General features: G+C 66.2%; 17 protein-coding genes. 8 read left to right on the forward strand and 9 right to left on the reverse strand.

Features of this window, described 5'->3' with window-relative positions:
• Position 1: 1 nt before the first annotated feature.
• Both AC5O77_RS08145 and AC5O77_RS08150 read left to right on the forward strand, forming a co-directional pair.
• On the forward strand, positions 2–871 hold the full coding sequence (locus AC5O77_RS08145) for a hypothetical protein (RefSeq protein WP_369352686.1): 870 nt from the start codon (positions 2–4) through the stop codon (positions 869–871).
• Positions 872–984: 113 nt separating this feature from the next.
• Positions 985–1,944 (forward strand): acetyl-CoA carboxylase carboxyltransferase subunit alpha, encoded by a 960-nt coding sequence (locus AC5O77_RS08150; protein ID WP_032128332.1) that lies wholly within the window; start codon positions 985–987, stop codon positions 1,942–1,944.
• Between the two features lie 330 nt (positions 1,945–2,274).
• Here the strand turns inward: AC5O77_RS08150 and AC5O77_RS08155 are convergent, their stop codons facing one another.
• Complete coding sequence (locus AC5O77_RS08155) at positions 2,275–2,730, reverse strand: CopD family protein (protein ID WP_478057888.1); 456 nt, start codon at positions 2,728–2,730, stop codon at positions 2,275–2,277.
• 149 nt (positions 2,731–2,879) lie between these two features.
• On the opposite strand from AC5O77_RS08155, the gene AC5O77_RS08160 reads away from it, so the two are divergent.
• Complete coding sequence (locus AC5O77_RS08160) at positions 2,880–3,470, forward strand: class I SAM-dependent DNA methyltransferase (RefSeq protein WP_032128334.1); 591 nt, start codon at positions 2,880–2,882, stop codon at positions 3,468–3,470.
• A 93-nt stretch (positions 3,471–3,563) separates the two neighbouring features.
• Positions 3,564–4,871: a polyhydroxyalkanoate depolymerase gene (locus AC5O77_RS08165; RefSeq protein ID WP_478057887.1), complete on the forward strand. Its 1,308-nt coding sequence runs from the start codon at positions 3,564–3,566 to the stop codon at positions 4,869–4,871.
• A gap of 199 nt (positions 4,872–5,070) precedes the next feature.
• Here AC5O77_RS08165 and AC5O77_RS08170 read toward each other — a convergent pair whose 3' ends face one another.
• A complete protein-coding gene (locus tag AC5O77_RS08170; RefSeq protein WP_478057886.1) occupies positions 5,071–6,060 on the reverse strand; it encodes a sensor domain-containing protein in 990 nt (329 codons plus the stop codon).
• The gene (locus AC5O77_RS08175) at positions 6,057–6,422 is read right to left on the reverse strand and encodes a PadR family transcriptional regulator (protein ID WP_032128337.1); all 366 of its coding nucleotides are present in this window, start codon (positions 6,420–6,422) and stop codon (positions 6,057–6,059) included. Before AC5O77_RS08175 ends, AC5O77_RS08170 begins: the two co-directional genes overlap by 4 nt.
• Before the next feature lie 136 nt (positions 6,423–6,558).
• Here AC5O77_RS08175 and AC5O77_RS08180 point away from each other — a divergent pair, with 136 nt between their 5' ends.
• Complete coding sequence (locus tag AC5O77_RS08180) at positions 6,559–7,461, forward strand: peptidylprolyl isomerase (protein WP_478057885.1); 903 nt, start codon at positions 6,559–6,561, stop codon at positions 7,459–7,461.
• 569 nt (positions 7,462–8,030) lie between these two features.
• Here the strand turns inward: AC5O77_RS08180 and AC5O77_RS08185 are convergent.
• On the reverse strand, positions 8,031–8,903 hold the full coding sequence (locus AC5O77_RS08185; RefSeq protein WP_478057884.1) for a DMT family transporter: 873 nt from the start codon (positions 8,901–8,903) through the stop codon (positions 8,031–8,033).
• A 115-nt stretch (positions 8,904–9,018) separates the two neighbouring features.
• Here AC5O77_RS08185 and AC5O77_RS08190 point away from each other — a divergent pair, with 115 nt between their 5' ends.
• Positions 9,019–9,963, forward strand: a complete 945-nt coding sequence (locus AC5O77_RS08190) for a LysR substrate-binding domain-containing protein (RefSeq protein WP_494506670.1) — start codon at positions 9,019–9,021, stop codon at positions 9,961–9,963.
• 68 nt (positions 9,964–10,031) lie between these two features.
• The gene (locus AC5O77_RS08195; protein WP_012510497.1) at positions 10,032–10,325 is read left to right on the forward strand and encodes a hypothetical protein; all 294 of its coding nucleotides are present in this window, start codon (positions 10,032–10,034) and stop codon (positions 10,323–10,325) included.
• Between the two features lie 31 nt (positions 10,326–10,356).
• On the opposite strand, the gene AC5O77_RS08200 is transcribed toward AC5O77_RS08195, so the two are convergent.
• Positions 10,357–11,136, reverse strand: a complete 780-nt coding sequence (locus AC5O77_RS08200) for a DUF4349 domain-containing protein (RefSeq protein ID WP_279913191.1) — start codon at positions 11,134–11,136, stop codon at positions 10,357–10,359.
• Positions 11,137–11,168: 32 nt separating this feature from the next.
• Complete coding sequence (locus AC5O77_RS08205; RefSeq protein WP_110711692.1) at positions 11,169–11,525, reverse strand: GFA family protein; 357 nt, start codon at positions 11,523–11,525, stop codon at positions 11,169–11,171.
• A 112-nt stretch (positions 11,526–11,637) separates the two neighbouring features.
• On the opposite strand from AC5O77_RS08205, the gene AC5O77_RS08210 reads away from it, so the two are divergent.
• Entirely contained in the window at positions 11,638–13,446 is a 1,809-nt protein-coding gene (locus AC5O77_RS08210; RefSeq protein WP_012510496.1) for a DUF885 domain-containing protein, read from the forward strand.
• Between the two features lie 141 nt (positions 13,447–13,587).
• On the opposite strand, the gene agp is transcribed toward AC5O77_RS08210, so the two are convergent.
• The 3 genes from agp to AC5O77_RS08225 all read right to left on the reverse strand — a co-directional run bounded on the left by agp (position 13,588) and on the right by AC5O77_RS08225 (position 18,456).
• Complete coding sequence (gene agp / locus AC5O77_RS08215; protein WP_478057882.1) at positions 13,588–14,820, reverse strand: bifunctional glucose-1-phosphatase/inositol phosphatase; 1,233 nt, start codon at positions 14,818–14,820, stop codon at positions 13,588–13,590.
• A gap of 44 nt (positions 14,821–14,864) precedes the next feature.
• A complete protein-coding gene (gene smrA / locus AC5O77_RS08220) occupies positions 14,865–16,697 on the reverse strand; it encodes a multidrug efflux ABC transporter SmrA (RefSeq protein ID WP_478057881.1) in 1,833 nt (610 codons plus the stop codon).
• A 199-nt stretch (positions 16,698–16,896) separates the two neighbouring features.
• The gene (locus AC5O77_RS08225) at positions 16,897–18,456 is read right to left on the reverse strand and encodes a serine hydrolase (RefSeq protein ID WP_478057880.1); all 1,560 of its coding nucleotides are present in this window, start codon (positions 18,454–18,456) and stop codon (positions 16,897–16,899) included.
• Between the last annotated feature and the right edge of the window lie 98 nt (positions 18,457–18,554).

An 18,554-nucleotide genomic window follows, 5' to 3' on the forward strand; every position in this document is an offset into this window, starting at 1 on the left:
GATGAAGACCCTGCTGTTCCCGTTCGCCGCCGCGCTGGCCCTGGCCGCCTGTTCGCCCTCGAAGGTCGAGTTCCAGATCGACAACCCGACCGACACGCCGCTGGCACTGAGCATCGATGGCAAGGACCTGCCGGTGGCCGCACAGGGCTCGCGCCCGATTTCGCTGGCCGTCGGCGAACATCGCCTGCACACCGAAAAGCTCGGCGACGTGCGCTTCATCGTCTACGTCGACGGTCGTGGCGGCCTGATCAATCCGACCCTCAGCGAGTACGTGATCGCCCGCGAGATCTATGTCACCGACGAGAGCAAGCTGAAGAACTTCGGCACCGGCAAGGCCGGCATCGAGCTGGGCGGCGTCGACTTCGAAGGCCCGTTCGAAAAGAGCCACGAACTGTTCATCGACAAGACCTGGACCTACGGCGTGCGCGAACCGTTCCCCAAGGAAAAGGTGGTCGCCCACGTCGATTCCAGCGGCGGCCAGATCGTGGCCAAGGTGTTCACCGCGCCGGACTTCATCGCTTACGTGGAAGAAGGCATGGGCGAGCCCGGTGCGTTCAAGCGCGAGCAGCCGGCCGGCTACGTGGCCCCGGCGTTCAGCCTGGAACCGGCCCCGGCCAGCCTGCCGGCGCTGGTGCCGGCCTTCGAGGCGCATGCCGCGCCGCTGCGTGAGGTCTATGCGCGCTGGCTGAAGGCCACCACCGCCGATGAACAGAAGGCCCTGCGCAAGCAGGACTTCGCCGCGCAGATGGCCTTCACCTCGGCCACCGCCACCCTGGGCAGCGGGCTGGGCCGGGAGGCCAACGAGGCCTACAACGACTTCGTTTCCCAGCGCAGCCAGCTGATGGGCCGCAGCGCCCTGGTGGTGCCCTGAGCTGACTGGCGCCCCCTGCCCGGCTGCGCTACCGTCGCCTTCCAGACGAAGGCGTACGGGTGGTTTGCACGCATTCGGCTAGAATTCCCCTCTTCTTTACACGACGGCTTCCGATGAATCCGAACTACCTCGACTTCGAGCAACCCATCGCCGACCTGGAAGCCAAGATCCAGGAACTGCGCAACGCCAGTGCCGGGCCGGCGGTCAATGTCGAGGCGGAAGTGCACGCGCTGCAGGACAAGCTGCGCATGCGCACCGCGCAGATCTTCCGCAACCTGACCTCGTGGCAGGTGCTGCAGCTGGCCCGTCATCCGTCGCGCCCGTACACCGCAGACTACCTCCGCGTCATGTTCGATGAGTTCCAGGAGCTGGCCGGCGACCGTGCCTTCGCCGACGACAAGGCGATCATGGGCGGCTTGGCACGCATCAACGGCCGTGCGGTGATGGTGATCGGCCACCAGAAGGGCCGTGACACCAAGGAAAAGATCAAGCGCAACTTCGGCATGCCCAAGCCGGAGGGCTACCGCAAGGCCCTGCGCCTTATGAAGATGGCCGAGCGCTTCGGCCTGCCGGTGCTGACCCTGATCGACACCGCCGGCGCCTGGCCGGGCATCGATGCCGAATCGCGTGGCCAGTCCGAAGCGATCGCACGCAACCTGATCGAGATGGCCGAACTGAAGGTGCCGATCATCTGCACCGTGATCGGTGAAGGTGGCTCCGGCGGCGCGCTGGCGCTGGGCGTGGGCGACCGCACCGTGATGCTGGAGTACTCGGTGTACTCGACCATCACCCCGGAAGGCTGCGCCTCGATCCTGTGGAAGGATGCCGGCAAGGCCAAGGATGCCGCCGAACAGCTGGGCCTGACCGCCCCGCGCCTGAAGAGCCTGGGCCTGGTCGACAAGGTCGTGCGCGAGCCGACCGGCGGCGCCCACCGCAACCCGACGCAGATGGCCAAGCGCCTGAAGGCGGTGCTGCTGAACGAGCTGGACGCGCTGGACAAGCTGTCCACCGAGCAGCTGCTGGAACAGCGCTACGCCCGCCTGCGCAGCTACGGCACGTACGAAGCGGCCTGATTCATCGGCTTGTTACTTTCTTGCTCGTGCAAGAAAGTAACCAAAGAACACGCCGCCGAACGCGAGCCGGTGCCTTGCACCGGTTCCCTGCGCTTCTCGGTGAATCAGGGGACGGCACGCAGAAGTCAGCCGACTAGCAGTCGGCACTACAGGACATCAGCGCCTCTTCGCCCCTGTTTCACCTGCGATGCTCGGCTCGCTCATGGCGGACCTGAACATCAAAAGCCACAGCTGCACCCAGTAGATCCACGCCACGCGTGGATGCCTCTGCTTTGGCGAAGAATCACGCGAACCCGTAGAGCCAAGCATGGCTCTACGGATAGCGGGATCTCAGAATGGCTTGGCCAGCACCAGCCACACGATCGGGATGAAGGCCAGCAGCGGGATCTCGTTGATCCAGCGCAGCGCGCGCGACGACGGCAGCGCCCTGCCCTTGGCCACGCCCTTGAGCAGGCGCCCGATCCAGCTGAAATACACCAGCAGCAGCAGCACCAGCCCCAGCTTGGCATGCAGCCAACCGGCACCGCCCGAGGCAACCATCGTCGGGAAATCCGGAATGACCTTGTAGCCCAGCCACAGCACCAGGCCCAGCAGGAACGCCAGGCCGAACATCGAGTGGCCGAAACGGTACAGGCGCAGGCCCATCAGCTGCAGGCGCTCGGTCACCGCCGGCTGGCCTGCGGTCTCGGCCAGATTCACCAGGATGCGCGGCAGGTAGAACACCGTGGCCATCCACGCCACCACGAACACGATGTGGAAGGTCTTGACCCAGTAGTAGCTCTGCATGCGCTCGCTCCGGCGGCTGGCGTAGGTTGGCGGCCATTCTCGCATGCCGTGGCAAACCCACTGCAGGCACGCATGCCGCGACACATCGACGCATGGCGCGCCGCAACACCGTACGATAGGCGCCGTTTTCCCCGATCGTGCACCGCCCCATGGACAAGACCTACGACGCCGCCTACTTCCAACGCTGGTACCGCCGTGCCGACATCGGTGGCAGCGCCCGCCTGGCACGCAAGGTGGCATTGGCTGTGGCCAGCGCCGAGTACTATCTGGAGCGACCGATCCGCAGCGTGCTGGATATCGGCTGCGGCGAAGGCGCCTGGCGCGCGCCGCTGCTGAAGCTGCGTCCGAAGGTCGAATACCTCGGCTTCGACAGCAGCGAGTACGCTGTGCGCCGCTACGGCCGCACCCGCAACCTGCACCTGGCCCGCTTCGGTGATTTCGCCTGGCTGCGGCCCTGCGCCCCGGTCGACCTGTTGATCTGCTCCGACGTGATGCACTACGTGCCCGACCGCGAGCTGCGTGCCGGACTGGCCGGCGTGGCGGAACTGACCGGCGGCGTGGCGTTTCTGGAGACCTTCGCCGCCGAGGACGCGTTCGAGGGCGACCACGAGGGTTTCCAGGCCCGCCCGGCGCGCTGGTACCGGCGGACGCTGGCCCGGCACGGCCTGCAGCCGGTAGGGTCGCATTGCTGGCTCGGCCCCGCCCTGGCAGGCGATGCGGCGGCGCTGGAACGGATGTGAATCCGGATTCATTATTTTCAGCCAACTTAACCTGCGGGACACCCGGATGGGATATGCTGCGCGGCAACATATGACCATACATATTCGGTCGTCATGCTCTATCAACTGCACGAACTGACCCGCAACCTGCTCGCCCCCTGGGTGCACCAGGCCCAGGCCAACGCCAGGTTCTTCGCCAACCAGGGCCACTGGTGGTCGCAGATGCCCGGCGCTGATCGCCTGGCAGCGGTCAATGAACTCTTCCACCGCATCGGCAAGGATTACGAGAAGCCCGAGTGGGGCATCAACGAAATCGACGTCGATGGCGAGCGCGTGCCGATCGTCGTGCACGAGGAAGTGAGCAAGCCGTTCTGCAAGCTGCTGCGCTTCAAGCGCCACAGCAATGAAGCCGACCAGCTGCACACGATGCTCAACCAGCCGTTCGTGCTGGTGGTGGCGCCGCTGTCCGGACACCACGCCACGCTGCTGCGCGATACCGTGCGCACGCTGCTGCGCGACCACCGCGTGTACGTCACCGACTGGGTCGACGCGCGCATGGTGCCGTCCAGCGAAGGCGAATTCGGGCTGGATGACTACATCGCCTACATTCAGGAATTCATCCGCCACCTCGGCGTGGAGCGCCTGCACGTGGTGAGTGTGTGCCAGCCGACCGTACCGGTGCTGGCCGCGGTTTCGCTGATGGCTAGCCGTGGCGAGCCGACGCCGCGCACGCTGGTGATGATGGGTGGCCCGATCGATGCACGCTGCAGCCCGACCGCAGTGAACAACCTGGCCACGCAGAACCCGCTGTCGTGGTTCGAGAACAACGTCATCCACACCGTGCCGGCCAGCTATCCCGGCGCCGGCCGTCGCGTGTACCCGGGCTTCCTGCAGCACGCCGGTTTCCTGTCGATGAACCCGAGCCGCCACTTCAGCTCGCATTGGGACTTCTACACCGACCTGGTCAAGGGCGACCTGGAAGACGCCGACGCGCACCGTCGTTTCTACGACGAGTACAACGCGGTGCTGGACATGCCGGCCAAGTACTACCTGGATACGATTTCCGTGGTGTTCCAGGACTTCCTGCTGCCGCGTGGCGAGTGGGTGGTCAACGGCGAGAAGGTCGATCCGTCGGCGATCCGCGATACCGCGCTGCTGAGCATCGAAGGCGAGCTGGACGACATTGCCGGCCTCGGCCAGACCGAAGCGGCGCAGGCGCTTTGCACCGGCATCGACGCTGACCGCCGCGAGCATTTCATCGTCGAAGGTGCCGGCCACTACGGCATCTTCAGCGGCCGTCGCTGGCGCGAAGTGGTGTACCCGAAGGTGCGCGATTTCTTCGCCGCGCATGCCGAAGCACCGGCGGCGAAGGTCACGAAGAAGAAGAGCAACGTCACCCCGTTGCGGCGAAAGGCGGGGTAACTCGCCCAGGGTGGGTGCCGACCTTGGTCGGTATGCCCTGGTAGATGCCAACCTTGGTTGGCGCTCTACCCTGAATCCCGGTATCTGAAGGATTGTGCCAACCAAGGTTGGCACCTACCAAAGCGAATTCCGCCAAGCGCCCCTGCACTGATGGATCGTGCCAGCCAAGGTTGGCACCTACCGGAGCGTCCGCACCCGCTTACAGCCGCACGAGCAGGTTCTTGGCGATCAGCCCATGCAGCTTGCCGATGCCGCGTGCCAGGTGCATCGTCAGCAGCAGCAGCAGCGCGCCCGCCGCGGCAACCGCGATCGCCACCAGCGGCGAGGCCGCCATCGGCAGCACGTTCACGTCGTTGACGTACACGCCGGGGATGTCGCCACTGAAGATCGCCGCGACCGGCGCCCAGATCAGGCTCAGCGACAGCGACAGCAACGTCACCGCGATGGTGAAGTAGATGACGCCCAGCGGCAGCATCAGCACGAAGTACAGCAGGGTCAGCCAGGTGCGGCCGTCGGTGAACATGTCCCCGATGCGCTGCAGCCAGGTGCGGCTGCGGTCGGTGTAGCGCGGACGACGCGGCATGCGCTCGCCCAGCAGCGCTTCCACCAGGCGCCCTTCCAGCAACGCCAGCCCGCGCACCGAACCGAAGAACAGCACCGTCAACGGGATGCCGATGATCAGGATCAGCAGGCCCAGCGACAGCGACAGGCCAGTCACCACCCAGGTGAAGAAGAAGATGCCGGTGGCCAGCGACAGCAGCATGTAGAACAGCGCACCGTAGGTATGCGGATCCGTCACCACGCCGAAGAAGCGCGCCAGCAGCGAACGCGGCACCGGTACCGGCGGGGGTGCGGCCGGCTCGACGCCACTGGCTTCCGCCGCCGCACGCAGCACCGGTGCGGTATCCGCACGCGGTGTACGCAGCGCGCGATTCACCGTCACTTCGGTCTCGCGGTAGATTTCGGCTACCTCGTCCGGCGCACCGTAGCTGCCGGCAACGTCGGCGATCACCTCGGCCTCGCTACGGCCGGGCTGCGCCGCCAGCTCCGAGCGCAGGTATTCCTCGGCGTCGTACAGCGCGTCCTGCACCATCGCCGGGTCGGCGCCTTCCAATGCCGCGCGCAGCTGCGCCAGGTACTGCGGGATGGTCGTGGGCAGGGCTCGGCCTGCCAGCCTCGGGTCGTTCATTGCGGTACCCCCTCCAACACGGAATCGACGGAATCGCGTGTGGCCTGCCAGGCTTGGCGCCATTGCGCCAGCACCTCGCGGCCACGTTCATTGATGCGGTAGTAGCGCCGCGGCGGCCCGCTGCTGGACGGCTCCACATGGCTTTCCAGCAGGCCGGCGCCCTCCAGATTGCGCAGCACCGGGTACAGCGCGCTCTGCTTGCCGCTCAGCACGCCCTCGCCCACCCGCTCCAGCTCCTTGGCAATGAGGTAGCCGTACAGCGGCTCCCCGGCCCGCGCCAGCACCGCCAGCAGGGCCAGCGACACCGTTCCGGCGCTGAGCTCCTTCTGGAACTTCTTCAGCTGGACATCGTCCTCGGACATGACCGGCCCTCCACTACGTTGAAGTCAACAGTAGTGCGAAGTTCGGTATAGCGAGTGTGTCGTTAGTCACTCTGCCGGTTGGCGTGGCCGGGCCGCTCGCGCAGAATCGAAGCCTCGTTCATGTTCCGGGGTTCCCATGCCGCACCGTCGTCGCCTTGCCCTGACCGCCCTCGCCCTGTCCTGCCTGCTGCCCGCCCTGGCCAGTGCGGCCTCGCCCTACCGCAGCCCGCAGCAGATTCTCGACGCCTCGGCGGCCAGCGACTGGCGCACCCCGGACCCGGCCAACCTGCTGTACATGGACCTGCCGGCCGGGCGGGTGATCATCGAGCTGGCGCCGCAGTTCGCCCCGCGCCATGTCGCCAACATCCAGACCTTCGCTCACGAGCACTTCTGGGACGGCACCAGCATCTACCGCTCGCAGGACAACTTCGTGGTGCAGTTCGGCGATGCCGACGCCGATGACGCAGCCAAGGCCAAGCCGTTCGGCAGTGCCGCGCGCAAGCTGCCGGCCGAGTTCGAGCGCGCCAGCGCCGGACTGAAGGTGAGCGTGATGCCGGATCGCGATGGCTGGGCCGCGCAGACCGGTTTCGTCGACGGCTTCCCGGTCGGCCAGGACCCACAGGCCGGCAAGGCCTGGCTGGCGCACTGCTACGGCATGCTCGGCGCCGGCCGCAGCAACGAGGAAGACAGCAGCATCGGCGCCGAACTCTATGTGGTGACCGGCCAGTCGCCGCGCCAGCTGGACCGCAACATCACCCTGGTCGGCCGCGTGCTGAAGGGCATGGAACTGCTCAGCGCGATCCCGCGCGGCCCGGCACCGATGGGCTTCTACACCGACCCGAAGCTGCGTACGCCGATCGTGTCGATCCGCCGTGCCAGCGACGTGCCGGTGGCTGAGCGCACGCCGATCCAGGTGCTGCGCACCGATTCGAAGACCTTCGCCGATACGGTGGAAGCGCGGCGGAATCGCGTGGATGATTTCTACAAGCGCCCGGCGGGGCATATCGATCTTTGCAATGTTCCGGTGCCGGTGAAGTAACGCCGTCGCGGGTTCTGCGCGTGGCGCGTGCTGAAGGTGCTTCATCGTTCATGGGCGTTACTTTTCTTTGTACGCAAAGAAAAGTAACCAAAAGAAACGTTCCGCCGGCCGCGAGCCGGTGCTACGCACCGGTGCCCTGCGCTCCTCGGCCCGTCGAGGGACGGCGCGGGAACTCGCTGCGCTCAGACACCCGCGCCTCTTCGCCCTCGCCGGACCTGCGGTGCTCGGCTCGCTCAAGGCGGACTGGAAGGTCAAGATCAACGGCAAAGGCATCCACGCATGGCGTGGATCTACTGGGTGCAGCTGCGGTCTTTGATCTGGGTCCGCCTTGAGTGAGCCGAGCATCGCAGGGGAATCAGGGGCGAAGAGGTGCCGATGTCTGAGCGCAGCGAGTTCGGCACCGTCCCCTGATTCACCGAGAAGCGCAGGGGACCGACGTGCGAAGCACGGCGGCTCGCGACCTGGCGGCGCGTTTCTTTTGGTTACTTTTCTTTTCGCGCGAAAAGAAAAGTGACGCCCATGAACGATGAAGCACCTTCAGCACGCGCCACGCGCAAAACGCCAACGCATCAGCCCTTCTGACTCACCGCCACACTACCCAGAATCAACGCACCCGCAATCAGCATCTGCAGCGTCACCGGCTCACCCAGGAACAACCACGCGAACGCAGCGCCGAACAGCGGAATCAGATAGGTCACGGTCGACGCACGCGACGGGCCGATACGGCCGATCAAACGATAGAACATCAGGAACGCCAGCCCGGTGCAGGCCACGCCAAGCGCGATCGCTGCGCCCCAGGCCTTGGCCGGAATCGCCGCCTGCGGCCAATGGCTGACCGCCATCGGCAGCATCCACAGCGAGGCACACGACAGCGTTGCCGCCGCCGCGGCCGCCGACGGCAGGCCGGTCATGTGCCGCTTCACCAGGTTTACGCCCAGGCCGTACAGCAACGAAGCCGCCGCACCGGCCAGCACCGCGGTGCCGATGCTCAGGCCGGAGACCTTGGCCGTGGCCAGCACCACCACGCCGGCGAAGCCGACCAGCAGCGCGCCCGCACGGCGCATGCCGATCTTCTCGCCGAAGAACAGGAAGGCGATCAGCGCGGCGAACAGCACGGTCATCGCATTGCAGATCGCACCGATCGCGGCCGGTGCCTGTTCGGCGGCATAGGCGAACAGCACGAACGGCAGCGCCGAGTTGATCAGGCCGATCGGTGCCAGCCACAGCCAGCGCCGCGGCGGGAACTGCGCGCGGGCGCGCCACAGGAACGGCAGCAGCACCAGCGCGCCAAGCACCAGCCGCACCTCGACCAGCGCGAACGGGCCGAACGACGGCACCGCCAACCGCATGAACAGGAACGAGCAGCCCCAGATGGCGCCCAGCAGGGTCAATTCCAGCGGCGTGCGCCAGTCGCGCTCGGCCGCCTGTGGGACCGCATTCATGCCCTGCCTCCGTCCATCGTCTGTTCCTGGCCAAGGCAGACAGGATCAGGCGCAGACGCCCGCCACACAAGCGCGTAGTATCGCTGCCAGCCACAAATATGGTTTGAGGCTGGACATGCAGCTACGCCCCTCCCTGCTCCCCGCACTGGCCGTGTTCGCGGTTGCAGCGCGCCACCAGAACTTCGCCCAGGCCGCCCAGGAGCTGCACCTGACCGCCAGTGCGGTCAGCCACCACGTGCGCAGGCTGGAAGAGGTGCTGGAGACCCGGCTGTTCCTGCGTCATGCGCGAGGCGTTCGCCTCACCGCCGAGGGACGGCAGCTGGCCGATGCCGCCAGTGCGGCCTTCGCTGATGTGGCTGCGGTCGCCCATCATCTGCAGCCTGACGCCGACAGCGTGCCACTGCGGATCACCACGCTGCGCTCGTTGTCATACTGCTGGCTGCTGCCACGACTGCCGCGCTTCACCCAGGCCCATCCGCACATACGCATCGAGCTGCACACCGGCAGCGGCCTGGACCGCTACGACGACAACGGGCCAGAGGTCGGCATCCGTTACGGCCTTGGCCAATGGCCCGGCCTGCATGCGCAGCATCTGATGGACGACAACCTGTTCCCGGTCGCCTCACCGGCGCTGGCCGGGGTCGAGACGCTCCAGGATCCGGCACGCATCGCCGAGCTGCCGCTGCTCAGTGACCTGTCACCGCAGGGTTGGCGCGCCTGGTTCCGCCACGCCGGTGTACGTCCGCCCTCGCCGATGCCGCCGATGCACACCTTTGCCGACAGCACCGATGCGATGCGTGCGGCGGTGTACGGCATGGGCGCGGTACTGGCCCGCACGCATGTCGCCCAGCCCTATCTGCAACGCTATGAGCTGCTGCGCCTGCCTGGCCCGGCGTTGAAGGCGCGCTATGCCTACTACGTGGTACATGCCGAAGGACAAGCGCCGAGCCCGGCCGCGCGCCTGTTCATCGACTGGTTGCTGGAACAGGCCCAGGACGAACGCACGCCGATCCCGGCGCTGCCGGACAGCCTGCTGGGGCGCATGCCCACAGCCGGCTGACCGTGCCCTCACCCGGTCTTTGCCCGCGGCTGGCTAGGCTGCAGGCAACCCCACACCGTACCTACGCCATGGCCATGTTGCGACTGCGCATTACCGGAACCGAAGACGACGCCCGTGCGATCAGCGATCTGCTGCTTGGCCTGGACGGCATCGAGCATGTCGAGGAAACCGACGACCTGATGCCACACATGGACGACGACGATTCCAGTTCGGCCGGTTTGTCCGACGACATCGGCCCGGGCACCCACGAACTGGAGGTGGAAGTGGGCAACGAGAGCACCGCGCAGAAGGTGCGCGATGCCGTGCAGGAACTGGCACTGGAGCTGGACGTGTTCGTCGAGTACGAGACCGACGAGGGCTGATGCCGGCGGGTTGCCGGCATCAACCTTCACCTCAGAGGCTGGGCGGCAGCCTGCGGCGGCGGCGACGCCACCACGCCCGCACACCCCAGGCCGCGATCAGGGCCAGCACCGCCACCGGCAGCAGCGCGGCCGCGGCGCGGATCAGGAACGCAATACTGGTGCTGAGGATGCTGCCCGATTCGCTCAGGGCCTCGCCAATCTCGCTGCGGCTGCGCTGGCCCGAGGTGGTGTCGAAGTGCATCGTGACCAGCTGTGTATCGATGCGCCGGCGCTGCTGCGCAGAATCCTTGTTGGCCTGCTCGACGCCCGCTTCGATCTCCGACAGGCGCGTGGTGATCGCCATCAGGTCTTCGATCTTCAGGTCCTTGCGGTCCTGGTAGGACAGCAGCCGCGCATGTTCCTTCTCCAGCCGCGCCTTGGTCAGTGCGGTGTCTGCTACCTCCTGCGCCAGGTCCTCGGCGCGCGTATTGCGCGACTGCAGCGTGCCCCCCTCACCGGCCAGAGCGATCAACGGCTCGGTGCCCTTTGGCGCAATGCGCACCTTGACCTCGCCGCTGGGCTGCTCGCCACTGCGCTGGTCGACCTGCAGCACCGCGCAATCACCGAACTTCGCACTCTGGCAGGCCTGCGCCACCTGCTGGATGCGCACAGCGATCTGCGCCGCTTCCAGCTGGATCTGCACGTCATGCTCGTAGGCCAGGAACGCACCTTCCGGCGAAGCGACAGCAGCATCGGCAGCGGCCGCACCCGCCTCCTGCGCCCTCTCGCCGTTCTTGGCACAGGCCGCCAGCGCCAGCAGCAGCACCGGCATCGCCACCACACGCGTCCACGCGCGCAGCGGCGTCACAGTGCCGCTCCGTCGTAGGACATCACCGCCAGCGTGGCCAGGTCTACCTGCGGTACGCAGCGCACGTTCACCGCCACCATCGGCGTGCCGGTGCGCGGGTCAACCGCTTCGCTGTAGGGAGCGACGCCACACTCGCGGCAATGGTGATGGTCGATATGCGCCTTGTTGAAGTGGTAGGTGGCCACGTCCGCCGGATCGGTGGTCAGCTGGAACGCTTCGCGCGGGGCGAACCACAGCAGGCTGCCGCGACGGCGGCACATCGAGCAGTTGCAGTCGATGACGTCGCTGATCGGCGCCTCGGCCTGTACGGTGAATGCGATCCTGCCGCAATGGCAGCTTCCCTGGTATTCCATGTCCTGTGCTCCGCTGGAGGGTCCTTGTCAGTGCCCATGGTAATCCTATGGCACGGGGACAAAGCAGCCCCGGGGCCCTATGCTCGGGGTTTGACCCTGTACAGGAACGCCGATGCGCCCGCATCTTCTTGCCCTCGCCCTGGTCGCCGCCCTTGCCGGTTGCCAGCCGGCCGACGCCCCGACCAACGGTTCCACCCCGGCCGCCAACCAGCAGGCCGGTGACGCGGCGGTTGATGCCGCCTTCGCCGACCTGTCCAAGCGCGCCCTGGACACCTGGATGCAGCTCTCGCCGGTCAGCGCCACCCAGATCGGTGACCACCGCTACGACAGCGAGATCGACGACCTGAGCGCCGCCGGCCAGCAGAAGACCCTGGCCGCCTACAAGGCGCTGCTGGGCGAGCTGGACAAGATCGAGGTGGCCAAGCTCGGCCGCGAAAACCAGGTGGACGCGGCGATCCTGCGCAACCAGCTGCAGTCCGAGATCTGGAATGCCGAGGTCATGCAGTCCGGCAAGTGGGACCCGCAGCTGTACAACGGCGTGGCCGGCAGCGCGATCTACGGCCTGATGGCCCGTGAGTTCGCACCGCTGCCCGAGCGCCTGAAGTCGGCCACCGCGCGCATGGAGAAGCTGCCGGCGATCTTCGCCCAGGCCCGCGAGAACCTGGATCCGGCCCGCGTGCCGAAGATCCATGCCGAGACGGTGGCCAAGCAGAACAAGGGCATCCTCAGCATCGTCGATACCTTCATCACCCCGCACATCGGCGAACTGCCGCAGGCCGACCAGCAGCGCCTGCAGGCCGCCATCGATGGCCTGAAGAAGGCGGTGGACGAACAGCAGACCTGGCTGGACAAGACCCTGGTGCCGAACGCCAAGGGCGACTTCCGCATCGGTGCGGAAAAGTACGACCAGAAGCTGAAATTCGCGCTGAACTCGTCGCTGTCGCGCCAGGAGATCGGTGAGCGAGCACGCGCCGAACTCAAGCGCGTGCGCGAAGACATGTACGGCATCGCGCAGACCGTGCTGAAGGACAAGCCGGGCGCACCGGAGATGCCGGCACAGCCGACCGACGAGCAGCAGCAGAAGGCGATCGAGGCCGCGCTGGAGCTGGCCTACGCCGACAAGCCGGCACGCGACAAGGTCGTCGACGATGCCAAGGCCGCACTGGAGCAGTCCACCGCATTCGTGCGCGAGCACGATCTGATGACCCTGCCCGACGCGCCGGTGGACATCATCCTGATGCCGGAATTCCAGCGTGGCGTGGCCGTGGCCTACTGCGATTCGCCGGGCCCGCTGGACAAGAACCTGAAGACCTTCTACGCCGTCTCGCCGATTCCGGACGACTGGAACGACAAGCAGGTCGACTCGTTCCTGCGTGAGTACAACTCGCGCATGATTCACCTGCTCAGCATCCACGAAGGCACCCCGGGGCACTACCTGGAAGGCTGGCATTCGGCCAAGTTCCCCTCCACCCTGCGTGCAGTGCTGCGTTCGGGCCTGTTCGCCGAAGGCTGGGCGGTTTACACCGAGCGGATGATGCAGGAGCAGGGTTACCTCAACAATGACCCGCTGTTCCACCTGGTGCAGCTGAAGTTCTACCTGCGCACGATCTCCAACGCGATCCTCGACCAGGGCGTGCACGTGGACAACTGGGATCGCGAAAAGGCGATGCACCTGATGACCCATGACGCCTTCCAACAGGAAAGCGAAGCCTCGGGCAAGTGGGTGCGCGCGCAGCTGACCTCGGCACAGCTGCCGACCTACTTCGTCGGTGCGCAGGAACACTTCGACACCCGCAAGGCGATGCAGGACAAGCTGGGTGACAAGTTCAACCTCAAGGCCTATCACGACCAGATGCTGTCCTACGGCGCACCGCCGGTGCGTTTCGCACGCCAGCTGATGCTGGACCAGCCGATCGAGTGATCGCGCCGGTGTGAGCGGAAGCAGAACGGCCCGGGGAAACCCGGGCCGTTTTCTGTTCGGCGTCCCGGGATGGACCCATCCACGCATGGCGTGGATCTACTACCCGCCTGCCAGTAGATCCACGCCATGCGTGGATGGCATTCAATTCACCGCGCGATGCAGCACGCGCTCGAACTGCACGTCACTGCATCCATTCTGCCCACACCCGGGAAGCGCGAGCTCCACCCGACCGGGTGGCTGTACATCGCTCAACGGCAGCGCATCTCGCAGTTGCGCGGTGGTCGGGTAGACGTAGGCCAGGCGGAAACGCACTTCGCCGGCCCCACGATCACGCCAGCGTTCAAACTGCAGCAGGCCGCCAATCGGTGTCTTCTCATACTGGCCCGGCAACGTGTAGTCCGTGATTCCCAGCGCCGCCAGCACGGAACCGATGTTGGAATCGTGGCCGACCAGCAGGCTCACCTTCGGTGACGCCGGATCTTCGAACAGCCCGTTTATTCTTGCCAAAAGCGGCGCAGCCACGTCACGCGCCACCTCGGGTGTTCCGAACAGGATGTCCTGGTAGCGGTTGCGGACCTGCGCCAGCGCCTGCCATCGGTCCTCCGTGTTCAATCGGCCCCAGCCTTCGCCGGGAATGCCACTTCCCTGGTAGTGCTCCATCAACAAGGCATCGACCAGCCCGCTTGCCAGGGCCAGCGAACCGGAAGTACGCGGTTCTTTGCCCGGCTCTGCGCTGAAAATGGAATCGGCCGGCGTCAGGTGGCATTCACTGCGGCCTGCGCACGCAGCCGACTGCGGGTAGCGGGTGATCGCCTCCACCGCCGCCAACGCCGGTGCCAGATCCGATGATGCGGCCTGCGCCTGTTGCATCGCCGACAGCGCGCGCTCGCGGAAGAGCGTGTCTCTGTTGTGGATCACCGGATTGAACAAGGGATCCATCGTGCCCAGCGGCATGCGCTGCTCGATCGCAACGTGGCAGCCCGGGAAGGCACCTGCAACGAAGAACTGTGCGGTCGCCTGGGTGCGCTGCAGGCTGTTGGCATGGGCGTGGAAATCCGCCGGCTGCGGGCAGCCTGATACCGGCAGCAGCTGTGCGTGGCGCAGCCACTGGCCGATGTAGCGGCCCATGTAGACCTCCAACACCCCGCCCTTGGTGGTCAGCTCGCCAGCACCTACGTCCCAGCTTGGCCAGCGCTCCGGAGTCGCATTGGCCAACGCGCCCGATGCCACCACCGGTGCGCGCAGGTTGTGGCGGCTGAGAAGGATGACCTGCTCGAGGGCTTCGCCTTCCACTGATGGCGATGCAGCGGCTGCGGCTGCGGCGACCAGTGCCAGTGCCAGCGCCAGCAGCAGGGGGCGTAGAGAACGAATCATGCGGGTCTCCGACCCCAAGGGATGCATCCACGCATGGCGTGGATCTACTGGTCTGCAGCCACAAAACCACCGGTCTGCCGCGCCCACAACCGCGCGTACAGGCCACCGGCCGCAATGAGCTCGGCATGGGTGCCGGTCTCGACAATGCGGCCCTGGTCCATCACCACCAGCCGGTCCATGCGTGCGATGGTCGACAGCCGGTGCGCGATCGCGATCACAGTCTTGTTGCCCATCAACTGGTCCAGGCTGTCCTGGATCGCTGCTTCCACTTCCGAGTCCAGTGCCGAGGTCGCCTCATCCAGCACCAGGATCGGTGCGTCCTTCAGCAACACGCGCGCGATCGCGATGCGCTGACGCTGGCCACCGGACAGCTTCACGCCGCGCTCGCCCACGTGCGCGTCGTAGCCACGCCGGCCCTGCCCGTCCACCAGCGTATCGATGAAGGCTGCGGCGCGCGCCTTGGCCACGGCGGCATGCAACTGCTCGTCAGTGGCATCGGGACGGCCATACAGTAGGTTGTCGCGGATCGAGCGATGCAGCAGCGAGGTGTCCTGGGTGACCACGCCGATCTGCTGGCGCAGGCTCTCCTGGGTGACATGGGCGATGTCCTGATCGTCGATCAGGATGCGGCCGCTTTCCAGGTCGTAGAGCCGCAGCAGCACGTTGACCAGGGTCGACTTGCCGGCACCGGAAGGACCGACCAGGCCGATCTTCTCGCCCGGCTTCACCACCAGGTCCAGTCCGGCGATCACGCCGCCCTTCTTGCCGTAGTGGAAGTGGATGTCCTGGAAGTGCACGCCACCACGGGTCACCTGCAACGGCACCGCATCCTCGCGGTCCTGCACGGTCAGCGGCTGGGCGATGGTGGTGATGCCATCCTGCACCGTACCGATGTCCTCGAAGATGCCGTTGATGGTCCACATGATCCAGCCGGACATGTTGTGGATGCGGATCACCAGGCCGGTCGCCAGCGTGATCGCGCCAACAGTGATGTGGCCACCGTTCCACAGCCACAGCGCGAGCCCACAGGTACCGGCAATCAGGAAACCGTTGACGATGGCGATGGTCAGGTCCATGCCGGTGGTGATGCGGGTCTGCGCACGGTGCTTGACCGCCAGTTCCTGGATCGACTCGGCCACATAGGCCTGCTCGCGTCCGCCATGGGCGAACAGCTTCAACGTGGGAATGTTGGTGTAGCCATCAACGATGCGGCCCATCGCCTTGGAACGCGCTTCGGAGGCGATCCATGCGCGTTCCTTCGCGCGCGGAACGAAGTAGGCCAGGATCACTGCATAGGCCAGCAGCCACAGGATCAACGGCACCATCAGCCGCCAGTCGGCCTGCGCGAACAGGTACAGCGCGGTGCCGGTGTAGACCACGATGTACCAGAGCGAGTCGACCATCTGCACTGCCGATTCGCGCAGCGAGGTACCGGTCTGCATCACCCGGTTGGCCACGCTGCCGGCGAAGTCGTTCTGGAAGAAGTTCAGGCTCTGCCGCACCACGTAGTTGTGCATCAGCCAGCGCGAGCGGTTGCTCAGGCCAGGCACGATGGCCTGGTTGACCAGCAGGTTGTGCAGGCCGACCAGGATCGGCCGCGCGATGACCGTGATGAACAGCATCCAGCCCAGCTCATTGGCATGGCGCTTGAAGAAATCGGCCCCCGGCTGCTCGGCGACCATGTCGACGATGCGGCCCAGGTAATCGAACATTGCCACTTCCACCAGCGCCAGCAGCAGGCCGGCGATCAGGGTGGCCAGCAGCACCGGCCACACCGGGCGCAGGTAGTGCAGGTAGAACGGCACCACCTTGCGCGGCGGCATGCGCCCGTCCACGGGCGGAAACACCGGGATCAGGGATTCAAACCAACGGAACATCGCATTCCCTCGCCATCAATAGCCGGCGGAGTATCCCACGCCGCGTGTGTACGCCAGCCGATGATCGCCGCGGTTCCGGTAGTGCCGGCCGCTGGCCGGCCCCCTCGCGACGCTTCCGGGGAGCATGAGGTTGCCGGCCAGCGGCCGGCACTACCGATGGGATTCGTCAAACAGCAGCGCCGGGCCACGCCCGGCGACGTCATTTCACCGGGGTGAACAGCAGGTCCTGGAAATCGAAGCTGAAATCGGTCAGGTCGGAGATCGACTGCATGCGCACCTCGCGCACCTTGCCGTCCGGGTCCAGGCTGAAGTTCACGAACGCATCGGCGTTGAGCGAACGGTCGTCCCAGCGCACGATGAAGGTGTCGTGCTGCCAATGCTCCAGCCGGCCGCTCAGCTGCGCGGTCTTCATGAAGCGCAGGCGCAGGCCCTTGCCCTCGGCGCTGACCTGCATGTCGCCGTACCAGCGGTCGCGGAAGGTGCCGCTGTAGCCAGCCAGTGCCAGCGACGGCTTGCTGCCCTTGTCGCGCGCCGCCTGGTGCTTGGCCCAGGCCTCGTCGGCCTTGTCCTGGCCCTTGGCCACGGCCTTGGCATAGGCATCCACCCAGTCGTGCTTCTCGCCGCCCAGATAGGCATCAAGCACGCTCAGGGTGATCGCGTTGAACGCTGCGCCCACTTCCTGGTTGGTCAGCACCACCACGCCCAGCTTCTCGCCTGGCACCAGGGTCAAACGCGAAACCATGCCCGGCCAGCCACCGGTGTGCCAGACCAGTTTCCGGCCGCGGTAGTCACTCAGGCTCCAGCCTTCGCCGTAGCCGGCAAAGTTGGCCCGCGCCGGCGCCAGCTCCGGCACGCTCGGCGCCGGAATCGACTGTGGCGTGATCATCCGCCACATCTGCTGCTGGCTCTTGTCGGTGAACAGCGGCGTGCCATTGGCCAGCTTGCCCTCGGCCAGCTGCACCTGCATCCAGCGTGCCATGTCGTGCGCGCTGGAATAGATGCCACCGGCGCCGGCGTTGTTCGACCAGGTCAGCGGCGCGACGGTACGCAGGTCCTTGAAATCGTACTTGGCGTGGCCGACCGCCGCCTTGTCGCCCGGCTTCAGGTGATCGGCGTTGTAGCGCGTGCCGGCCATGCCCACCTTGTCGAAGATGCGGGTCTGCAGGAACTGCTGGTAGCTCATGCCGGAGACATGCTCGATCACCTGCTGGGCAACCGCGTACAGGATGTTGTCGTAGGCGTAGCTTTCGCGGAACCCACCCTTCAGTGGCACCTTGCCCAGACGCTCCACCACTTCGGCGTTGCTGTAGGAGGTGGTCGGCCAGAACAGCAGGTCACCGGCGCCCAGGCTCAGGCCGCTGCGGTGCGACAGCAGGTCCCGGATCGTCATCTGGCCGGTCACGAACGGGTCGGACATGCGGAACGACGGCAGGTGGTCGATCACCTTGTCGTCCATCTTCAGCTTGCCGTCCTCTGCCAGCAGGTTCAGCGAAGTAGCGGTGAACGCCTTGGTATTGGAAGCGATGGCAAACAGGGTATCGGCCTGCACCGGCTCCGGCTTGCCCTGCTCGCGCACACCCCAGCCGCGTTCCAGCACCACCTGGCCATCCTTGACCACGGCCACGGCAATGCCGGGCACGTCGAACTGTGCGCGCACGCGCTCGACGGTGGCATCCAGGTCCTGCAGCTGCTCCGGGGTCGCAGCACTCGCCATGGTCGTGCACGCCAGCAGCACGGCTCCTCCAATCCAGGGTTTCATCCAGCACGATCTCCGAACAGGGGTGGCGGCCATGTGCAGGCCGTCACCGGGGTTTCGCGCGATGGTAACGGCCCCGGGCGCAGCCTGCCCTGTGCCAT

Source organism: Stenotrophomonas sp. INTA L402-1, assembly GCF_059295135.1.

Excerpts from the sequence above, each read along its gene's own strand:
- AC5O77_RS08145 (WP_369352686.1), top strand. The coding sequence starts at position 2 with ATGAAGACCCTGCTGTTCCCGTTCGCCGCCGCGCTGGCCCTGGCCGCC.
- AC5O77_RS08150 (WP_032128332.1), top strand. The coding sequence starts at position 985 with ATGAATCCGAACTACCTCGACTTCGAGCAACCCATCGCCGACCTGGAA.
- AC5O77_RS08155 (WP_478057888.1), bottom strand. The coding sequence starts at position 2,730 with ATGCAGAGCTACTACTGGGTCAAGACCTTCCACATCGTGTTCGTGGTG.
- AC5O77_RS08160 (WP_032128334.1), top strand. The coding sequence starts at position 2,880 with ATGGACAAGACCTACGACGCCGCCTACTTCCAACGCTGGTACCGCCGT.
- AC5O77_RS08165 (WP_478057887.1), top strand. The coding sequence starts at position 3,564 with ATGCTCTATCAACTGCACGAACTGACCCGCAACCTGCTCGCCCCCTGG.
- AC5O77_RS08170 (WP_478057886.1), bottom strand. The coding sequence starts at position 6,060 with ATGAACGACCCGAGGCTGGCAGGCCGAGCCCTGCCCACGACCATCCCG.
- AC5O77_RS08175 (WP_032128337.1), bottom strand. The coding sequence starts at position 6,422 with ATGTCCGAGGACGATGTCCAGCTGAAGAAGTTCCAGAAGGAGCTCAGC.
- AC5O77_RS08180 (WP_478057885.1), top strand. The coding sequence starts at position 6,559 with ATGCCGCACCGTCGTCGCCTTGCCCTGACCGCCCTCGCCCTGTCCTGC.
- AC5O77_RS08185 (WP_478057884.1), bottom strand. The coding sequence starts at position 8,903 with ATGAATGCGGTCCCACAGGCGGCCGAGCGCGACTGGCGCACGCCGCTG.
- AC5O77_RS08190 (WP_494506670.1), top strand. The coding sequence starts at position 9,019 with ATGCAGCTACGCCCCTCCCTGCTCCCCGCACTGGCCGTGTTCGCGGTT.
- AC5O77_RS08195 (WP_012510497.1), top strand. The coding sequence starts at position 10,032 with ATGGCCATGTTGCGACTGCGCATTACCGGAACCGAAGACGACGCCCGT.
- AC5O77_RS08200 (WP_279913191.1), bottom strand. The coding sequence starts at position 11,136 with ATGCCGGTGCTGCTGCTGGCGCTGGCGGCCTGTGCCAAGAACGGCGAG.
- AC5O77_RS08205 (WP_110711692.1), bottom strand. The coding sequence starts at position 11,525 with ATGGAATACCAGGGAAGCTGCCATTGCGGCAGGATCGCATTCACCGTA.
- AC5O77_RS08210 (WP_012510496.1), top strand. The coding sequence starts at position 11,638 with ATGCGCCCGCATCTTCTTGCCCTCGCCCTGGTCGCCGCCCTTGCCGGT.
- agp (WP_478057882.1), bottom strand. The coding sequence starts at position 14,820 with ATGATTCGTTCTCTACGCCCCCTGCTGCTGGCGCTGGCACTGGCACTG.
- smrA (WP_478057881.1), bottom strand. The coding sequence starts at position 16,697 with ATGTTCCGTTGGTTTGAATCCCTGATCCCGGTGTTTCCGCCCGTGGAC.
- AC5O77_RS08225 (WP_478057880.1), bottom strand. The coding sequence starts at position 18,456 with ATGAAACCCTGGATTGGAGGAGCCGTGCTGCTGGCGTGCACGACCATG.